Origin of the sequence: Sphingobium fluminis, assembly GCF_037723805.1 — a bacterium.
In the GTDB taxonomy this organism is placed as follows: domain Bacteria; phylum Pseudomonadota; class Alphaproteobacteria; order Sphingomonadales; family Sphingomonadaceae; genus Sphingobium.
The window spans coordinates 237862-257204 of record NZ_JBBJUK010000006.1 but is presented as its reverse complement, the minus strand read 5'-3'; the positions used below and the strand labels follow the sequence as shown (position 1 = coordinate 257204).

Here is a 19343-nt window from a genome sequence, read left to right as displayed (position 1 = left end):
GTCAGTATAATAACCTTACCATAGCAATATGAACCCAGTACCCCGCAAGCCAACGGCCTGCGGGGATTTTCTGTGTCACGAGCTTATCGACAAGGTTCAGGCCGAAGGCCATCTCCGAACTGCATGTCGGCCTTAAGGCACGTCGCGACGAGGGAGCCATCATCCCCCTGACGTTCTTTCGACGCGGCACCCTACGGAGTACGCTCCATTTTTTAGATACACATCGTGTATCTCATATGGTATGATCGTGGAAAGGAAACCAACATGCCGACATCGCAAGCCACCGATAACCCTGTTAAGCCCGTTAATCTCAAGATGCGTGAGGATACCCGCGCCCTGATTGACCGTGCCGCCCAGATCAAGGGCCGTTCGCGGACGGAATTCATGATCGAGGCATCACGCCGCGCAGCGGAAGACGCCATTCTGGACCAGACGGTGATTTCCGTTGATGCCGACACTTATGCGCGTTTTGTTGCGATGCTGGATGCGCCGCCTCAGTCGAATGACAAATTGCGTAGGACCATGCAGACTAAGGCACCTTGGGAGCCGCAGTGAGTTTATCCGCGCCTGCACCGCTTGCCGATCACCATATTCTCGACGGTTTCGATTCCGGCGTTCCTTCTCTTGATGAATGGTTGCGCCGCCGTGCCCGTGCCAATCAGGCGTCAGGGGCTAGCCGCACATTCGTCATCTGCGAAGGCGACGATGTAGAAGGCTATTATGCGCTCTCGTCAGGCTCGATCAGTACAAAAATGGCCAGTGGCAGAATGCGCCGGAATATGCCGGAGCCTATTCCTATCGTCGTGCTGGGGCGGCTTGCTATCGGTAAAGCCTATCAAGGTAAGGGGATAGGCCGCGCTCTGGTGTGTGACGCCGCCAAGCGCGTGATTGTCGCCGGCGACGAGATCGGCTTACGCGGGATTGTCGTTCATGCGATCAATGAGGAAGCCAAAGCCTTCGACCTGGCGCTCGGCTTCCTGCAATCGCCGACCAGTGATATGACGTTGATGATCCCCATCGACGATTTGAAAGCTGCGCTGTGACAGCATGAAGGGGAGTGTTCACGGCACGACTTTTCCCATCACGAAAGCTATGCGGCAAAAAGCTCCGTTCGGAAATCAAGCGGACGGGTATCACGGCCATGATGCTCCTCAAGGATACGCCGGATTTGCCATGTGTCAGAATATCCATAGGGGGTAAGTTCTTGCATTGTTGAAGCTGATGATACGGGAACTGCCTAAAAGACTGAAAAAGCGTTGCTGAGTGGAATTGCTGGTAAAGAGGAATGGCGGTAGGCTACGGCGTCCGCCCAAGCGAAAGAGACAGGCACTCTAACACATACTCTCGATAGCTTTTGCTTATGCCGTGCTGCTGGATCGGGTGATCGAGGCCCAAAGCCCGACTCTCATCAAGCGCTATGAGGAAGAGATCGAAAAACTCGAACGGGCGAAGCTGGTTCTGGCCGAAAAAACCGCGAACTGAGGGACGGCTTTGCCCGACTGTGACGAAAGTTTTCGAACCGCTGTTGAGGTCCTCTCAAACCCTTGGAAACTATGGAGAAATGGCATTTATGAGGACAAGAACATAGTCCTCAAACTAACCCTCAATACCCATCTGGAATATGATTGGAATGAGGATGTTCGCACCCGATATATCCTTGCCGTTCAGAGTGTTAGGCGCAGATTCTAACCGAGAAAAAATTTGGCGGGCCACGCCCGATGAAGATGAGCACTACGTCTACGCTATAGCACTACGATAGAGTCGTCTCGCAAAGACTAAGGCGAAGCGCACATAGGGGGCTATCGCGGTGTAGTGCGGCGCTCGGCAGGGCACGGCAATTCACGCAGTCCGGCCAAAGGCTGATTCTGAGCCGGTTACGGACTGGCAGGTCTTGGTCGCGCGAGTGCGAAAGCAGACAGCGCTGTTATTGATAACTGCCGTTCGCAACCTCTTGCCAAAATCGTTTTGGTAAATCCTCTTGCAGCGTCGAGTTCCCTCACTAGGCTAATATGCAGGGGGACGCAGTATGGGCTTTCGGCGCGCGTGGAAAGGAGATGAGTGGCAGGCGTTCGCGCTGCAACTCGTCCAGCGCCGCCACGGCCCAGAGAATGTCCAGATCGTCCCCGACTCCGTCGGCGGCGACGCCGGTCTGGAATTCTTCACCACCAATGGCTGCCTATACCAATGCTATGCGCCGGAAGAGGTTTCGGACGTCAAGAAGGCCGCCAGCGCGATGAAGGCGAAGGCGGGCCGGGACCTTCCCAAGCTTTCCAAGAACAAGGACAAGATCGAGGCGATCCTGTCGGGCATTTCGGTCAATCGATGGATTTTGCTGTGCCCGTTCCTGGACAACAAGGATGTGGTTGCCGACGTCCGCAATCGCGGAATTGCCGTTAAGGGCCAGAGCCTCAGCTTCCTAGCCGACGACTTCGAAGCTCTGTGCCATTCACAGGAGGATTTTGCCGGCGAGATCGAACAGCTCAAAGCCTTATCGCTCGGCCCGCCCTTGAGCGTCGACATGCCGACGCCTGTGGATGTCTCGGCCGCCGGTGAGACGTCGATCGGAACGCGAATCGATGAGAAGCTCGGACGAGCTTATGGTTCGGCCGCCACGGCGCGGCAGATCGCCACGCGGCGAGATGCCTATGTGAAGGCGCATCTTTACCGCGAGAATGCGCTCGATCAGCTGCGCCAGAACCATGCGGTGCTTTGGGAGCGCGCCTATCAATCGATCGAGGCGGAAGAGACCCGGCTGATTGCCGTTGGCGCCAGTTCGACCCTCCCCGCCGAACAATTGCAGAGCAGCACCCAGAAGATCGAGGAATCGCTGGCGAAGGCGCTACCCACGCTTCAAGCCGGCGTCATCACGCAGATCGCTTTGGGGACCGTCAGCGACTGGCTGATCCGCTGCCCGCTCGATTTTCCGGAAGCGGGCTGATCGTGACGGAGATCGATCTTGCCAACCGGCGTTTCTCATTTCAGCGTCGTCCGGTCCCGGTTCCCGGCGATCTTCGCATTGCATGGCGCGTCGCACTCATCATGGCAATGCTGGGAAGCTCGCGCGCCAATCGCGCTTCCTTGGCCAAACTCCACATCATCAACGACGCCATTCGTTCGGGTCAGCAGGACAGGTTGAAGACGATCCTGTCCGGCACACATGCCGCAGTGCCGTGGAATCTGAGGGTTGAGCCGGCATTCGCCCGCGCCGTTGATTTTGTAGTTGGCGAGAAACTGGCCATCTGGACGAAGGCGACCGGCCGGGCCGCGCTTCAGCTCACCAAGACAGGCGTCGATGCAGCGGCAGCCGTGATGGGCGTCGAGGATGCACTGGTCGAGGAGCGGGCCGCCGTCGCCGAGCTGGGCAAGCTGATAACCGAGACCGGGGTCGGCGCGCTCCTGGGCGAGAAGGTGCGGGCATGATCCAGCTACGGCATCTGCGCCTGCGCTCCTTCACGGCGACGCGTGCCTTTGGCGCCGACATACCGTTCGAAGCCGGCCTCAATGTCGTCCAGGCGCCGAATACATCCGGCAAGTCGACCTGCCTGCAGGCTATCATCTATGCGCTCGGTCTGGAGCGGTCGCTTGGCCCGCAGCTTACGGTTCCGCTTCCCTATGCGATGCGTGAGCAAATCCACCAGTTCAAGGAAGATCCTTACGATCTCGTCCTGCAATCCTATGTCGAACTTGAGATCGCCAACGCGCAGGGCGAGATCGTCGTGCTCCATCGCGACGTGGTCGGCGACAAGAGCACGAAGCTGATCCAAACCTGGAACGGTCCGTCGCTGAGCTCCGAAATTCCGCGCGGCGAACAACGCGATTATTTTGTTCTGGATGGTGGCTCGGCGACGAACGAGAGCGGCTTTCACGCCTTTCTCGCGCAGTTCCTCGACTGGGATCTGCCCATCGTCGCCCGCTATGACGGAACGGAATGCCCGCTGTATCTCGAGGCGATCTTCCCGATGCTCTTCGTCGAGCAGAAGCGAGGATGGTCCTCAATCCAGGGTCCGTTCCCGACCTTCTTGCGCATCCAGGATGTTGCAAGGCGGGTCATGGAATTTCTGCTCGATTTGGAGACTGCGAAAAACCGCCGGCGGCGTGCGGAATTGCGGGCGGCGATCTCAGAGTTGCTGGGGCGCTGGTCGGACCGTCGCAAGGGCATGGAAGAAGCAGCAGCCCGCGTGGGCAGAATCAGGGGTCTTGCCGTCCAACCGAGCGCAGAGTTTGCGGCGGCGCCGACGCTTGACCTGCAGCTCTATTATCAGGGCGAATGGACCCGGCTTGCCGATGTGCTGCAGATCGCCACCGGCAGGGTGGCCGAGCTTGAGGCCAGTCAGGTCGAAACCGTCGAGCAGGCCGCGCCGGACATCCAGGCGCGCGTGACGGACCTTCGGTCACAGCTCGACGCGCTATCGGCGATCCTAGAGGCGGTCCGGGGCGAATATGGCGCCGAAACGCAGGACAATGCGGCGCTCGAAGAGCGGGTGGCCGCGCTTGAGACGGATTTGAAGCGCAATCAGGATGCACAAAAGCTGCAGCGCCTTGGCTCTGAACTTGGACGCGCGGCGTCGGAGCATGTTTGCCCGACGTGCCATCAGGGTGTCTCGAACGAATTGTTGCCGACCGTCGACAGCGTGGGAATGGCACTCGATGAGAATATCGCGTTCGTCAAATCCCAGCTCGAACTTTATCGCTCCGCTCTGCTCAACTCGCGCGAGCGATTGCAGGAGATCGCCGCGCGCTATCGGGGGTCCGAACGGGATCTCCAGGACAAGCAGCAGCAATTGCGGGTGCTTCGTCAGGAATTGACACGGCCCAGCGCCTCGCCATCTCGCGCAGCGATCGAGGAGATTGTCCGGCTCCAGGCCTTCATCGACCGTTTGGAGAGCATCGACGAGCTTGCGAACTCGCTGTTGGACGAACTCAGGGAGATCGCGTCCGAGTGGGCGCTGGCGACCAGCAATTTGCGACAGCTTCCGGCTGACGAACTCACCGTGGCCGACAAACGCAAGATCGAGCATCTGCAAACCGCCATCCGCCGTCATCTCGAGCGCTACGGCTTCCGGTCTTTTCAGCCCGGCGAGATTTCTCTGTCATACGATAATTTCCGCCCTCTCGTGCTCCGCAACGACAAGGGTGAGACGGTGGAGAAAGAGATCAATTTCGAGATGTCGGCGAGCGACGCGATCAGGCTCAAATGGGCCTATTACCTGTCCTGCATGGAGTTGATGCGCGATTTCAGCGTGAATCATCCTGGGCTGGCGATCTTCGATGAACCCGGCCAGCAGGAAGTGGAGTCGTCCAGCCTTTTCGAGTTTCTGCGTTCCGCGTCGCAGTCGGCGCAGAATGGACAACAGGTCCTTGTCTCCACATCGGAGACCTATGAAGCTGTCAGCGCGACATTAGGCGACAGTGCCAACATTGTAAGTTTCCCCGGCTTCATCCTGCAGCCGATCGGGCGTTAGTTCCGTTCGGCTTCTTTGACTTGAGACGGCTAAAGCGAAAGAAAGTTGGGGAGCGAGCGGTTGATTGAGAGCACGACAGTCGGCGCGGTCTGGCGGCGGTGGGACCCCCACTTTCACGCGCCCGGTACGCAACTGAACGATCTGTTTTCTGGGCCCGATCCTTGGGAAGATTACTTGAAAGCGCTGGAGGCCGTCACCCCAGCGCTCGAAGTGATCGGCCTCACCGACTATTACAACACCGACACTTACGCGCGTCTGAGAAAGTCAAAAGACGAAGAGGGGCGGCTGCCTAACTGCGCCACGCTGTTTCCCAACATCGAAATGCGGCTGGGCCTCGGCACCGCCGCAGGCTCGTGGGTAAATGTTCACCTGCTCGTGTCGCCGGAAGACCCCAACCACCTGAACGAACTCCATCGCATCCTGTCAAACATCACATTTAGTGCGTTGGATGACCGTTTCAGTTGCACGCCGGCTGATCTTGCCCGCCTCGGCTTCAAGGCCGACCCGACTATCCAAGACGAGGGGGCTGCCCGACGACACGGCTCAACGCAGTTCAAGGTCAGCTTCGAGCAGCTCAAAGGGATTTTTACCGAGTTTGGATGGGCGCGTGACAACATCCTCGTTGCCGTCGCGGCAGGAGCTGATGGCACATCAGGGATGAAGGATGGCGCAGACGCGACCCTGCGCCGTGAGGTCGAGAAGTTCGCCAAGGCCATATTTACGGGAAACCCGAAAGACCGGGATTTCTGGTTGGGGAAGACGCTCGCGCCGGACGAGTTCATTCGCAAGTACGGTAGCGAGAAACCCTGCCTGCACGGCAGCGACGCTCATTCGATTGAGCGGGTCGGCGAGCCGGATGGGAAGCGCTACTGCTGGCTCAAGGGTGCGCCCACCTTCGATGCGCTCCGGCAAGCCTGCATTTCGCCAGAGCGTGCCTATGTTGGGGAGACGCCGCCGAGCGGCGCACTGCCGTCGCAAGTGATTTCAACGTTCGCGATCGAAGGCGCGAGCTGGGCGGCGACGAAGAAGCTGCTGCTCAATCCCGGACTAGTTACCATTATCGGTGCCCGAGGCTCCGGCAAGACCGCGTTGGCCGAGCTGGTGGTCGCCGGTTGCGACGCCGTGCCGCTTCCGCTCGACCGTCACAAGCAATCGTTTCTCTACCGCGCCAGAGACTTCCTGACCGACGTAATAGTCGACGTAAATTGGGCGTCCGGCGAATCTGACAAGCGGACGATCGCCGACGCCACCGACGACGAGAATTTTCAGATCAAACGCGTGCAGTATTTATCTCAGCAATTTGTTGACCGGCTCTGCTCCTCCGATGGCGTTTCCGACGAACTGTTGCGTGAGGTCGAACGCGTTGTGTTCGAGTCTCACTCGGTCAGCACACGGGACGGTGCCACCGATTTCAACGAACTTCTCGACCTTCGCGCCGCGCGCCATCGTGAGGCCCGATCGCGCGACGAGGTTGCGCTCATTAATCTGTCCGAGCGCATCGGCGAGGAGATTGAGAAAACCAAAAGCATCGCCAGCATTCAAAAGCAGATTGCAGAAAAGGAGCAGAGCCTAGCTCGGCTGACCAACGAACGGGCGGCGCTCATCAAGAAAGGCGATGCCACTACCGCCGCACGACTCACGGCCGTCACGGCGGCAGCCGAGAAGGTGCGCGGCTATGTCCGTTACTTCAGCCTTCAGGAGCAGCAACTACTTACCCTCCAGGACGAGGTGAGCGACTTTCGTGCCAATCAATCACCCGAGGCGTTGCGGCGGCTGAAGGCGAAGTTCGGCACGAGCGGGTTGAAAGACAACGATTGGGATCCATTCAGCACCGATTTTGTCGGCACGGTCATCGACGTCATCGACGACCGGTTGAAAAAAGCCCGCGCTGGTTCGGCCTCGTGGAAAGGTGTGCCGCTGGCTCCCGGTGTACCGCCTGTTCCACTTGCCGCCGACATCGATCTTGAGCAGCAAACCCTCGCCACGCTCGACGCTGAAGTGGTCCGGCTTGGTCAAATAATAAATGTCGATAAGGCCACGCAGGAAAAGTTCGGGCAGCTCTCCGCTCGGATGATCGCTGAGACGGACATTCTCACCGCGCTGAAAGACCGTCTGACGGATGCCGGTGGCGCGGCCGAGAGGCGCGAGGGGTTAGTCGCCGACCGGACGGCGGCTTACAAAAGCGTGTTCGAGTCGATCATCGCTGAGGAACGAGTTCTTAACGACCTCTATTCGCCCATCAAAGGCAGGCTCGATGCATCGCCCGGAACACTGAGCAAGCTCGCGTTCTCCGTACAGCGCACTGCCGACTTGAAACAGTGGGCGTTGGCCGGTGAAGCGTTCGTGGACCTGCGCGAATCTGGCCCATTCAAAGGGAGGGGCAAGCTGTTGGAGCTTGCCGACGAACATCTTCGCAAAGCATGGGAAGAAGGTTCCGCTCAGGACGTTTCTGACGCGATGCGGGATTTTCGTACCAACCACGATCAGGTTCTTATGGCGAGTTCACGCGTCGCCAATACCGATCCTATAGCCCACCGAGCTTGGCTGAAATCCTTCGCAAAATGGCTCTATAGCACCGACCATATCTCGGTCAGATACTCGGTCGATTACGACGGGACGGACATTCGCAACCTGTCCCCTGGCACGCGCGGGATCGTTCTGTTGCTATTGTATCTTGCCCTCGACCAGTCCGATGACCGGCCACTGATTATCGACCAGCCGGAAGAAAACCTCGATCCAAAATCGATCTTCGATGAGCTGGTGCCCCTGTTCGCCGAGGCGAAGCGGCGACGACAGGTTATTATGGTCACTCACAACGCCAATCTCGTCATCAACACTGATGCCGATCAGATCATTATTGCGGAGGCCGGCACCCACGTCCCCGGTCAGATGCCGTCCATCAACTACACATCGGGTGGTCTCGATGAAGCATCGATCCGTGAGCGCGTTTGCGCAATCCTCGAAGGCGGCGAAAACGCGTTCAAATCCCGCGCACGTCGATTGCGAGTTTCGATTTAGGTTGCAGCCTTATCTGCCTCACCATTGACCGTCCGTGCCGACATAATCAGATTAGCTGCGGCGTGGAGCAGTTCCGCGAAGCCTTACAATGCTCGTGCAAGCGACAGCGCCGCCTCGACGCCACCCTCCAAAATCTGCTCTGCAGCGGCAGCATCCGTCACGGCTCGCGCGTATTGAAGCGTTCCAACCATGAGGGAAAAGATCGCCGTCGCACGTTGATGCGCGATTGCGGCGTCGGCGATTGGAATGAGCGGCGTCAAGATCGAGAGGTAGCTATTGATCCCGTCCACATAGGCCTGCCGGGTCGACACAGGCTGGCGGGAAATTTCCGGCAACAACGCCGCCGACGGGCAGCCATGAGCCGGACTATTGAGGTGCTCACGACTGAGGTAGGTCCGGATTACGCCCTCAAGGTCGTGGCCCGCCCGCAGGCTCTCTTCGACGCGATGTTGCTGCTCCCCGACAGCGTTCGACAGCACTTCGCGAACAAGCTCCTCCTTGGATTTGAAGTGGGGATAGAAGGCGCCGTTGGTCAGCCCAGCTTCGCCCATGATGCCGGCGATCCCCGCCGCGGAGATTCCGTCCTGGCGGAACCGTTTCGAGGCCACCTCAAGAATGTGTTGCCGCGTTGCCGCCTTATGTCCTTTCTCGAAACGCATCTGCTCTCTCCCTTCAATTGACTTGGCCGACCAGGAGGCCTTCGATCCGGCGCGCGAGTTCCAGGAGCGCCCGGTCATCCCGGAGAGGTCCATCAAGCTCAAGGCCAATGGGCAGGCCATTACCCGATAGCCCCATGGGAAGGCTGATGCCGGGCAGGCCCAACAAGCTGGCCACCAGCGTATGGTTGGCGAGCACTAGGTCGCTCGCCTCGCGTTCCCCGATCAGGAACTTCGCCTGCTGATCAATCAGCGGCGCCGTGCAAGGCGTCGTGGGTTGCAAAATCGCCTGGGCTCCATGTTCGGCAAAGCCCGCATCGAGGCGACGTTGGATTTCAGGTCGGCTGACGGTGAGTGCCGTTTGATAGGTTTCGGCTGACGTCGCGCCGCCGCCGTCCGGCATGACCATGTAGCGCCATGCCCCTTGCAGTTCGGGCTTCAGGTTAGCGACGACCTCTTCAAAGCTAAGCGGAACATCGTGATGCCGAAGAAACTCGGAGACTGCGCCCATAGTCTCGTGGAAAAAGATGCTCCATGTCGCGGTTTGCGACAGGGCGCCGAAGTCATCGCCGAGGTCGACTTCGGCGACGTCGGCGCCGGCACTCCGTAGCTGCATCACCACGTCACGGAAGCGCGCCTCAACATCCGGTTCAATGAGATCGAGAAACTGCCGTGGCGCGTAAACCAGCCGAACACCCTTGAGGCCGTCGGCGGTTGCAGAGTGTTCCGAACCGGGCTCGCCGGTGACGATCTGGTCGACAAGAGCGCAATCCTCGACGCTGCGGGCGATCACGCCCGTCGTATCGAGCGTATGCGAGATCGGCGCGACGCCGCCACGCGGCCATCGTCCCGTCGTTGGCTTGAAGCCAACCACACCGCATAGCGATGCGGGCACCCGGATAGATCCGATCGTATCGCCACCCAAGGACGCGGGCACGATGCCTGCCGCCACGGATGCGGCAGAGCCACTGGACGAACCGCCCGAGACGCGATCCCGAGAGACGGGATTCTTCACCTGGCCGTAGCCGGCGTTATGGCCGGTAAGCCCGAAGGACATCTCCACCAGATTGTTTTTGCCCAGCACCAGAGCGCCGGCCTCTTTGATGGCGCGGACAGCGTCGGCATCTTCCCGCGGGATGAAGCGGGCAAGAGGTTCGAGACCAAGGCTCGTCGGGAGACCCTTGGTTAGATAGCTGTCCTTGATCCCAAGCGGTACGCCCAGGAGCGGAGACGACGATCCAGCCGCCCTTGCCTTGTCTGCGTCGCGCGCGGCCGCAAGAACTTCGGCCTCATCGATGCTGATGAATGCGTTGAGATCGGCCTCCGCCCGCGCCCGCGCCAAGAGGGCGGTCGTGTAAGCCTGGGAGGTGATGTCGCCATTCCGGATCGCTCGGGCGGCGGCGGCGAGCCCGAGAGCGGCGAAGTCCGCATCCTCGGACGGTGGGGTACGGCTGGAAAGTGTCGCGGTGGCCGTGTCGGTCATGATTTCCTCGCAAGCTGGGACCTGGCATTTCGGGTAGCAAATGCCGTTAGCTCCATTACGTTCGTAATATACAATTACGATCATAATGCAATGGGTTTGACGCGGCCTTCCTAAGTGGAAGTCGCGCCGTGGTAAGAAGACGCCCCGCAGTCAATTGTGCAGAGAGGGGTCGGTCTCGGCTCAAATCCAAGAAGACCTTGGGCAGGCCTCGCCTTCAGAGATGCACGGCCTGCCGCGCCTCTTCGGGCGCGAACGCAAACCCGCTGCCATGGCTGCGGACACGCCCGGCGTGCGGGACGCCGAAGTGGGCCGGGAACATCAGGCTGTTATGTTCATCGCAATGGCCGAGCACACGCAGGCGCGATTGCACGGCCTGTTCGGGGTCCATGCAAAACCGGCTGCTCCAACCGGGCTGATAGATCTGGATCGGGTTGTGCATCACATCGCCGATGAAGAGGCCTTCATCCGAGCCGCCCAGCAGCCTGAGCAAAACCTGGCCGGGGGAGTGGCCCGGCGCCGGCTCGATCAGCAGGTTGTCGCCGAGTTGGTCGGTCATGCTCACGACCTGATCTTGCTTTGCAGCGATCACCGGTAGCACGGAGTCGGCGAAGACATCCCGCGGCTCCTCCGGCAGGTGCGGATTGTTGGCGGGATTCCAGAAGTCCAGCTCCTCGCGCGAGAAGACGTATTTCGCGTTCGGAAACGTCGGGACCCAGCGGCCGTTGAGCAGCCTCGTATTCCAACCCACGTGATCGACGTGGAGATGGGTGCACATCACATAGTCGATGTCTTCAGGCTCGACGCCAGCGGCGCGGAGTCGATCGAGATAGGGCGTTTCGAGTTGATGGAAATGCGGTGAACCTGGTCGTTGCTTGGCATTGCCGCCGCACGTGTCGACGAGGATATTGTGGTGCGGTGTGCGGATCAGCCAGGAATGCACCGACATGATGAATTGATCGGTCGCCGGCGCGTAGTAGTTCGGCGCCATCCACTCCAGATGTTCCTCAAGGACCGCCGGATCGAAGTCCGCGAGCAGTTCCTGAGGACGGAAGGCTGGCCCCAACAACTCCTCGATCCGCGTCACGGTCGCCTCGCCGATGCGCCAGGTGGCGGGCATGGTCTGTGTCATATCTTGTCCCTGAATGCTTAGGTTGAATGGACGTGGATCGGCGGTCACCGTTTTGCCGTCACTCCGGCCTTGTCGTTGGCGGGCGGCCACATGGCGCCGGCCAGGGCCGCAGCGACGCAAATGCCCGCGGCGACAATCAGGGCGAGGGCAACGATGGCGAATAGCCCCGCCTCGGGGACGCCGAAGGCAGCGACAGCGAGCCACCCACCGCCGGCCGCGATCACGAGACGGACCGCGCCGGCGATGAAGACCCAGCCCATGCGACCGCCGCCCTGGGCCGCGAAGCCGAGCGCGAAGATTATCCCGTTGGCGGCATAGACGGGGGCGACGATCCGGAAATACAGCGAGCCCGTTTCGAGCACAGCGGCATCATGGGAAAACAGCCCGATCCACAGCCAAGGAAAGAGCGCGACGATGAGGCCGACGATCTCCGTGAAGGCCACGCTGATCGCGGTCCCGTACCAGGCGATTCTCTTCGCCCGCCCGATGTGGCCGGCGCCGACATTGGTGCCGACCATGGTGAGGATCGCCGTGCCGAGGCCGAATAGGATCGGAATGAGCACGTAGTCGAGCCGCGAGGCCGTGCCGTAGCCGCCGATCGCGCCTTCACCGAACCGGCCGACAGCGGCGGTGACGAGCAACACCATCAGGTTCAACTGGACGGTATTGAGCGCGGCTAGGAGGCCGACTTTGAGAATGTCGCGAAACAGAGACCAGCGCAGCCGCTCGAACGACAGACGCAGCCCTGACTGCCCGCTCGCCAGGTAGCGCAGCATCACGACGGCGGCGGCGCAATAGTAGAGCGTGACCGCGATGCCGGCGCCGGCGACCCCGAAACCATGAAACGGCCCAAGGCCGAAGATGAGCAGCGGCGAAAGCGGCACCAGCACGGCTGCGCCGACGAACGTAACCAAGGCCGGCACCCGGACGTTGCCGATGCCGCGTAGCGCCGCAGACAGAAGGTTGACGACCCAGATCGGCACCGCCGACAGGAAAATGTAATTCGAATAGATCAGCGCCGAGTGCAGCGCCTCGCCCCTACCGCCCAAGGCCTGGTAGAGAAGGGAGCCAAAGCCGATGGCGAGGACCGAAAACAGAAGGCCGAAGGCGACAGCGATCACGAGCGTATGAAGGACGAGCGCGTTCGCGTCGTCATGCCGGCCGGCGCCGGCTGCGCGCGCCACGGCCGAGGCGACGCCGCCGCCGATCCCGCCGGCGGCCATCATCGTCATGAGCATCCAGAGGGGAAACACGAGCGCGACGCCGATCAGGGCCTCAGTGCCGAGACGCGAGACGTAGAATGTCTCGGCGACGTTCACGAGCGTCTGCGCGAGAAGGACTCCGATTGTTGGCAGAGCCAGCTTCATCATCGTCTTAAAGATCGGGCCATGCAGCATCGCCTCGCGCGCCCGAAGCTTGGCCGCGTGACCGCTATCCTCGGCCGCCTTGCGCAAAAGTTCAGCAGCAGGATTTGCGGCAGTGTCCGATACCGATGCGGCCTCGTTCTTCATTCCAATTCTCCTTCAAGGCGCCGGGGGTCGCTTGAGCGTAAGTATTCGTGACTCATCGCGCGGTCCCGGCCGCCCTGAGAGTTCTGGTATTTCTCCGGCGAGGTGTGCCGCTTCCTGTGGATCGCTGCCTGTGGACTTGATCTGGACCAGGCCGGATGGAGCGCAGGCAGGAGCAGAATCAAAAGCGCCCGTTCGCGGTCCCTCCGCCCTTCGTCTCGGCCGGACGGCCGAGACGAAGGGCGCGGACCCCGCTTATTTGGCGGGCTGACGATAGCGCTGTGCCGGCTGGCCAGCCGCCAACGAAGACCTCAGAGCCAGGCGTGACGTTTCGTAAGCGGCCCAGACGCTTTCATCAGCCACTGTCGGCAGGGTGAGAACCTCGCCCCGATCGAGGCCGACAAGCGCCGCCTCGACGAGATCTTCGGGGCTCATGATCATCGAGCGTGGGACGATGCTTTCCGGCACCTGGCCGCGCGCCCACAAATCCGTGTCGGTGGGGCCGGGCAGAACTGCCTGGAAGCGCACGCCGGCATCCTTGGTCGATCCGGCCAGGGAGACAGTGAGGTTGATGAGGTAGTTCTTCGAGCCGCTATAGGCGCGGTCGAACATTTCAGGGACGAAAGCCGTGACGGAACTGATGTTGACGACAGTGCCGCCTCCACGCTCCCCAAAAGCCTTGGCGGCAGCGATCGAGAGCAGCGTCGGGGCGGTGATGTTGACGGCGATCAAGTCCTCAGCGTCCGCCAGGGAGTTTTGCAGCACACCGCCCTGCAACGAGATTCCGGCATTGTTCAGGAGAAACGCGATGGTCGCGTCTTCGGCGATGCGTGCGGCGAGCTTCAAGACCTCCGATGATTTGGAAAGATCGGCAACAACGACTTCCACCGCTCGGCCGGTTTCTTCTCTGATCCGACTCGCATTGGCCTCAAGCCGCTCAGCATTGCGAGCCACGGCTATCAGGTCGTATCCGCGTTCCGCCAATTTTCGAGCGTAAACCGCTCCGATCCCCGCTGAAGCGCCGGTAACAATTGCTTTCCGCACTGTCGTTTCGGTCATGGATTCCTCGCAAAATAAGTGTGACGCAGCATGACGGGTTCCGAACGGAGTCCGTCATTGCATTATGAGCATAATATATAATTATGGTCGTAATGCAATGTGATTTTCCATACCGATAGAGAGGGAGGTTTTTCCCGGAGCCCGTTGGATTTCGAGGGGATGTTTGGCGCGCAGCACCCTTTTCCTCAACGCTGCGGCTCGCCATCACCTGGCTGCGCTTGCCCGCGCGGGAAAAGCGATCCCCAAAGGTCGATCGCCCGCAGCACCGGGCGGACGGCCGCGCCAAGGTCGGTGAGGGCGTAGACCTGGCAGTCGGCAGGGGGCGGCAGCGTGGTGCGGTGGATGATCCCGGCCTCTTCAAGAGTGCGCAGTCGTCCGGCCAGAATATTGGCCGAGATGGCGGGGATGGACGCCCTGATCCCGGAAAAGCGCGCAGGCCCGTGCAACAGTGCGCGCAGGATCTGCAGACTCCACTTCGCGGACAGGATCGCATCGGCAACCGCCGGCGGATTGTCGGGTGGCGTCTGCGGCGTCGTCACGGCGATCCTGCCTCGCTCAGGACCTCCGTGTCGCGGGCGCGAAGTTGCTGCTCGATCGACGCCAGACGGTCTTCGACCCATGCCAGGCGTGCGCGATCGGCCTCCCGCGGATCATATTCCGCGGCATAAGCAAGCGCCTCAAGGAACCGCACGAAGCGCGTCCATTGCAGGGTCAGGCGTTCCAACACAGGCATCGCAAGTCTCCTCTTGGATCGTCGGTCTGGCCGCTCCGCTAAGCCGTCGCCGGGGCGCCGCGGTGCTGCGTTGGGGGTGAGGCTTCCTCGCTGGCCGGCGGCTTGATCTTGAACCACAGGGCATAGAGCGCGGGCAGGAACACGAGCGTCAGGATCGTACCGCCCAGCGTGCCGCCGATCAGCGTCACCGCCATCGAGCCCCAGAAGACCGAGCTGATGAGCGGTACGAACGCCAGCACCGCCGCCAATGCGGTCAGGATCACTGGGCGCGAGCGTTGCACCGTCGCCTCAACGACGGCGTGATAGGGCGCCATGCCGTCCTTTTCATGGTCGTGGATCTGGCCGATCAGGATCAGCGTGTTGCGCATCAGGATGCCGGCCAATGCGATCAACCCGAGGATCGCGTTGAAGCCGAAGGGCTGCCCCGTTACCAGCAAAGTGGGGACGACGCCGATGAGCCCCAGCGGCGCCGTGAGGAGCACGATCGCCATCGCTGACAGGCTACGCACCTGCAGGATGATGACGATCATCATCAGGACGAACATGATTGGGAAAATAGGCGCCAGTGCGGCATTGGCTTTGCCTGCTTCCTCGATCGACCCCGCCATGTCGATTTTGTAGCCCGAAGGCAGGGTCTTGATGATCGGCTGCAGCTTCTTGAGGATCGCGGTCGAGACGTCGGGCGGTTGCAGCCCGTTGGCGATGTCGCCGCGCACCGTGATCGTCGTCAGCCGGTCGCGGCGGTGCAAGATGGGATCTTCCATCCGCACCTCGAGTTTGCCAATTTGGCTGACGGGTACGCGCTCGCCATGGGCGCCGGTCAGCATATAATCGCCGATCCGCGCCGGATCGAGCCGGGCGCCGCCATGCGAACGGGCGACGACATCGACCGTGCGAATGTCTTCACGGGCCTGGCTGACGGTGGCGCCGGTCAAAAGGAACTGAAGCTGTTCTGCAACGTCGCCGGAGGTCAGGCCCAGCGCCCGCAACCGATCCTGATCCAGCACGAAATGCAGCGCCGGCGCACGGTCGCCCCAATCGGCGTTGACGGTGCGCATTGTCGGATCGGCCTGCATGACATCCTGAACCCGGGCAGCAATGCCACGCACGGTTGCGATATCGGGACCGCTGACGCGGAACGCGACCGGGAAGGGCGAATAGGGACCGAAGACGAGCTGCGTCGCGCGGACCCGCGCCTCCGGCGCGAGACCATCGGCGGCGGCCTGGCGCAGGCGCACTTTCAGGGCATCCCGCGATGCTTCATCGGCAGTCAAGACGATAATCTTGGCGAAGGATGGATCGGGCAGTTCGGGTGAGAGCGACATGAAGAAGCGCGGCGCACCCTGACCGACATAGGTGGTCACGATCTTCGCTTCGGGCTGCTTGCGTAGCCATGTCTCGACCTCTTGCGCCGCCTTGCTTGTGCTGGCGATTGCCGTGCCCTTCGGCATCTGCACCTCGACCAGCACCTCGGGTCGGTCGGATGCGGGGAAGAACTGTTTTTTGACCAGCGCCATGCCAGCGCCAGAGACGAGGAACGCGCCCAATGTCGCCAGCGCGACCAGCCTCTTACGCCGCACCGACCAGGCGATCACGCTGCGGACCCTCTCATAGCGCGGCGTGCGGTAGATCGCGGCATGTCCGCCCTCGACCGGCTTGATCTTGGGCAGCAACTTGACCCCCATATAGGGGGTGAAGATCACCGCAACGAACCAGGAGGCGATCAGCGCAAAGCCGACAACCCAGAAGATGTTGCCGGCATATTCGCCCGCGGTCGACTGGGCGAAGCCGACCGGCATCAGCCCGATCACCGTCACCAGCGTGCCCGCCAGCATCGGCGAGGCGGTATGGCTCCAGGCATAGGCCGACGCGCGGATACGGTCATAGCCTTCCTCCATTTTCACCACCATCATCTCGATCGCGATGATCGCGTCATCGACCAGCAGGCCAAGCGCGAGGATGAGCGCGCCCAGCGTGATGCGGTCGAGCACGCGGCCGGTCGCCCACATGATGACGAGCACCACCGCCAGCGTCAGCGGCACTGCGGCGGCAACGACGATGCCGACGCGCCAGCCAAGGCTCACGAGACTGACGATCATCACGATCGCCAGTGCTTCGAGGAAGGTGTGCATGAACTGGTTGACGGCTTCGCTGATGTTGACCGACTGGTCGGTGACCGGGGTGAGCGTCATGCCAAGCGGCAGCTCTTCGGCGATCTTCGCCACCTCATCCTTGAGCGACTTCCCCAGATCGAGGCCGTTCCATCCCTCGCGCATGATGACGCCGAGCAACAGCGCGGGTTCACCCTGGCTGCGCACGAGGAAGGTCGCGGGATCTTCATAGCCGCGCGCGACCTTGGCGATCTCAGATAGGCGCAGCGTCGTGCCGTTGACCACGATCGGCAAGTCGCGGATCTTCGAGAGATCATCGAACGCTCCGTCGAGCCGCACGACGACCTGCTGCCCCTTGGTCTCGATTGAGCCTGCCGGCGTGATCATGTTCTGCGCGGCGAGCGCAGCGAAAATATCGCGCGGCGAGACCCCCAATGTCGCCAGGCGCTCCTGGGAAAATTCTACATAGATGCGTTCGGGGCGCTCGCCGACGATGTTGATCTTGTTGACGCCGGGCACGTGCAGCAAGCGCTGGCGCAGCGTCTCGGCCTCGCGCGCGAGCAGCCGCTGCGGCTGGCCCTTGGCCTTGAGCGCATAGAGCGCGAACGTGACGTCGCCATATTCGTCATTGACGAAGGGGCCGACCGCGCCGCGCGGAAGATTGGGCGCTTCATCCGACATTTTCTTGCGCGCCTGATAGAACTCGCCCTGCACAGCGGCAGGCGGCGTCGTGTCGCGCAGCGTCAGCGTGGTGAAGGCGAGGCCGGGGCGCGTGAACGTCTCGCTGCGATCATACCAGCGCAGCTCCTGCAGCCGCTTCTCAAGTGGCTCGGCAACCTGATCCTGCATTTCCTGCGCGCTGGCGCCGGGCCAGGCGGTTACGACCGTCATGACCTTAATCGTGAAACTGGGGTCCTCGGCGCGGCCGAGATTGAGGAACGCGACCGTGCCCGTAAGGATGATCGCGATTAAGAAGAACAGCGTGACCGAGCGCTCGCGCACCGCCAACGCGGAGAGGTTGAACCGACCCGGTTCCTTCTGGTCCTTGGTCTCGCTGCTCATCGCGCCGCCACCCGGACCTGCTGGCCCTGATGCAGCATATGCGCGCCCATCGCCACGAACCGGTCGCCGGATTTGAGACCCGATGTGACGGTCGCGGTCTCCTCTCCGACGGCGGACACCCGCACCGGGCGCCAAGTGACGGTCGGTTGCGCGCCGCCGCTGATCACCCACACGCCAGGGCCGCGGCCCATGTCGCGCAGGGCGCTGAGGGGCACCTCCGTCGCCACGGCGTCACCCGGCTGCGCCAGGGCGACCGTTACCGTAGAGCCGAGCGGCGCGCGTGCAACCGCGCCAGCGAGCACATAGCGGGCCTCGAACGTCCGTGATGCCGGGTTAGCCGAGTCGGAGAGCTGGCGCAGCGTCGCCTCGCCTGTTCCCCCTTCGTAGGTCCGCGCACCGGCGCGTGATCCCAGAGGCGGACGTATCGTCTCGGGCAACTGGACCAGTGCTTCGCGCGGCCCTGAGCGCGCTAAGCGCACGACGGTCTGGCCGGCGGCGACCACTTGTCCGGGTTCTGCCAGCGTCTCAACGACGGTGCCGTCGGCGTCCGCGAGGAGGACGCCATAGTTTGTCTCGTTGCGCGCGACGCTGGCCTGCGCCTCAGCAGCTCGCAATTGCGCACGAGCCGCGTCGGCCGCAGCCTTCGCCTGGTCATAGGCGGAGGCGGAGACCGCCCCTGCGCCCACAAGATCTCGGAAACGCTTCTCGTCGGCCGCCGTCTGCTCCGCCCGCGCGCGCGCCGCTTCGACGGTGCCAAGCGTGGCGCGGGTCGCCAGCGCCAGATCCGTGGCGTCGATCCGCATCAGGGGTTGGCCACGACGGACCACTTCACCGGCATTGACCAGGCGCTCGATGACTTTGCCACCGACGCGAAAGCCAAGGTCGCTCTGCACCCGGGCGGCAACGATCCCGGTAAATTCCCGGGTGGCTCCGTTGGCGAGCGCCGGCGTCGCGACCCGGACCAGCGGCGGCTGGGTTCTGGGATCTGTTTCCGCGCGCTGGCAGCCGGCCAGCGCGATCGAGAGCAGGGCGGGCACGCCCATGGCCATGTGGCAGTAGCGGTGGGACACGCACGATTCCTCCAATGCAATGAGGAACCGATTGTTGTCATGTGACCGATTT

15 protein-coding genes are annotated in these 19343 nt (G+C 61.7%); 6 read left to right on the top strand and 9 right to left on the bottom strand.

Translation table 11 applies throughout. The annotated features are described in order from the left end of the window. The first annotated feature begins 264 nt into the window (after positions 1-264). The 6 genes from WG907_RS15895 (at position 265) to WG907_RS15870 (ending at position 8480) form a co-directional block, all read left to right on the top strand. Entirely contained in the window at positions 265-555 is a 291-nt protein-coding gene (locus WG907_RS15895; RefSeq protein WP_340234310.1) for a type II toxin-antitoxin system TacA family antitoxin, read from the top strand. Further along, positions 552-1043, top strand: coding sequence for a GNAT family N-acetyltransferase (locus WG907_RS15890; RefSeq protein WP_340234308.1), 492 nt, complete (start codon positions 552-554; stop codon positions 1041-1043). Before WG907_RS15895 ends, WG907_RS15890 begins: the two co-directional genes overlap by 4 nt. A gap of 983 nt (positions 1044-2026) precedes the next feature. Further along, entirely contained in the window at positions 2027-2938 is a 912-nt protein-coding gene (locus WG907_RS15885; RefSeq protein WP_340234305.1) for a hypothetical protein, read from the top strand. Between the two features lie 2 nt (positions 2939-2940). After that, positions 2941-3420 carry a hypothetical protein gene (locus WG907_RS15880; protein ID WP_340234303.1) on the top strand — a complete coding sequence of 160 codons (480 nt, stop codon included), beginning with the start codon at positions 2941-2943 and terminating at the stop codon, positions 3418-3420. After that, complete coding sequence (locus WG907_RS15875) at positions 3417-5462, top strand: AAA family ATPase (RefSeq protein WP_340234302.1); 2046 nt, start codon at positions 3417-3419, stop codon at positions 5460-5462. Before WG907_RS15880 ends, WG907_RS15875 begins: the two co-directional genes overlap by 4 nt. A 60-nt stretch (positions 5463-5522) precedes the next feature. Continuing rightward, a complete protein-coding gene (locus tag WG907_RS15870; RefSeq protein WP_340234301.1) occupies positions 5523-8480 on the top strand; it encodes a TrlF family AAA-like ATPase in 2958 nt (985 codons plus the stop codon). An 83-nt stretch (positions 8481-8563) separates the two neighbouring features. Here the strand turns inward: WG907_RS15870 and WG907_RS15865 are convergent, their stop codons facing one another. From WG907_RS15865 to WG907_RS15825, 9 genes are all read right to left on the bottom strand, one after another. Next, complete coding sequence (locus tag WG907_RS15865) at positions 8564-9139, bottom strand: TetR/AcrR family transcriptional regulator (RefSeq protein WP_340234300.1); 576 nt, start codon at positions 9137-9139, stop codon at positions 8564-8566. A gap of 13 nt (positions 9140-9152) precedes the next feature. Further along, positions 9153-10619 (bottom strand): amidase family protein, encoded by a 1467-nt coding sequence (locus WG907_RS15860; RefSeq protein ID WP_340234298.1) that lies wholly within the window; start codon positions 10617-10619, stop codon positions 9153-9155. A gap of 214 nt (positions 10620-10833) precedes the next feature. After that, complete coding sequence (locus WG907_RS15855; protein WP_340234296.1) at positions 10834-11748, bottom strand: MBL fold metallo-hydrolase; 915 nt, start codon at positions 11746-11748, stop codon at positions 10834-10836. Positions 11749-11792: 44 nt separating this feature from the next. Next, on the bottom strand, positions 11793-13259 hold the full coding sequence (locus WG907_RS15850; RefSeq protein ID WP_340234295.1) for an MATE family efflux transporter: 1467 nt from the start codon (positions 13257-13259) through the stop codon (positions 11793-11795). A 252-nt stretch (positions 13260-13511) separates the two neighbouring features. Continuing rightward, positions 13512-14315, bottom strand: coding sequence for an SDR family NAD(P)-dependent oxidoreductase (locus tag WG907_RS15845; RefSeq protein ID WP_340234293.1), 804 nt, complete (start codon positions 14313-14315; stop codon positions 13512-13514). A 185-nt stretch (positions 14316-14500) separates the two neighbouring features. Next, positions 14501-14854 carry a winged helix-turn-helix transcriptional regulator gene (locus WG907_RS15840; RefSeq protein WP_340234291.1) on the bottom strand — a complete coding sequence of 118 codons (354 nt, stop codon included), beginning with the start codon at positions 14852-14854 and terminating at the stop codon, positions 14501-14503. Then, on the bottom strand, positions 14851-15048 hold the full coding sequence (locus WG907_RS15835) for a hypothetical protein (protein WP_340234290.1): 198 nt from the start codon (positions 15046-15048) through the stop codon (positions 14851-14853). The genes WG907_RS15840 and WG907_RS15835 overlap by 4 nt, the downstream gene beginning before the upstream one ends. A 38-nt stretch (positions 15049-15086) precedes the next feature. Next, the gene (locus tag WG907_RS15830; protein ID WP_340234289.1) at positions 15087-18221 is read right to left on the bottom strand and encodes an efflux RND transporter permease subunit; all 3135 of its coding nucleotides are present in this window, start codon (positions 18219-18221) and stop codon (positions 15087-15089) included. Then, positions 18218-19291: an efflux RND transporter periplasmic adaptor subunit gene (locus tag WG907_RS15825; protein WP_340234288.1), complete on the bottom strand. Its 1074-nt coding sequence runs from the start codon at positions 19289-19291 to the stop codon at positions 18218-18220. The genes WG907_RS15830 and WG907_RS15825 overlap by 4 nt, the downstream gene beginning before the upstream one ends. Positions 19292-19343: the final 52 nt, after the last annotated feature.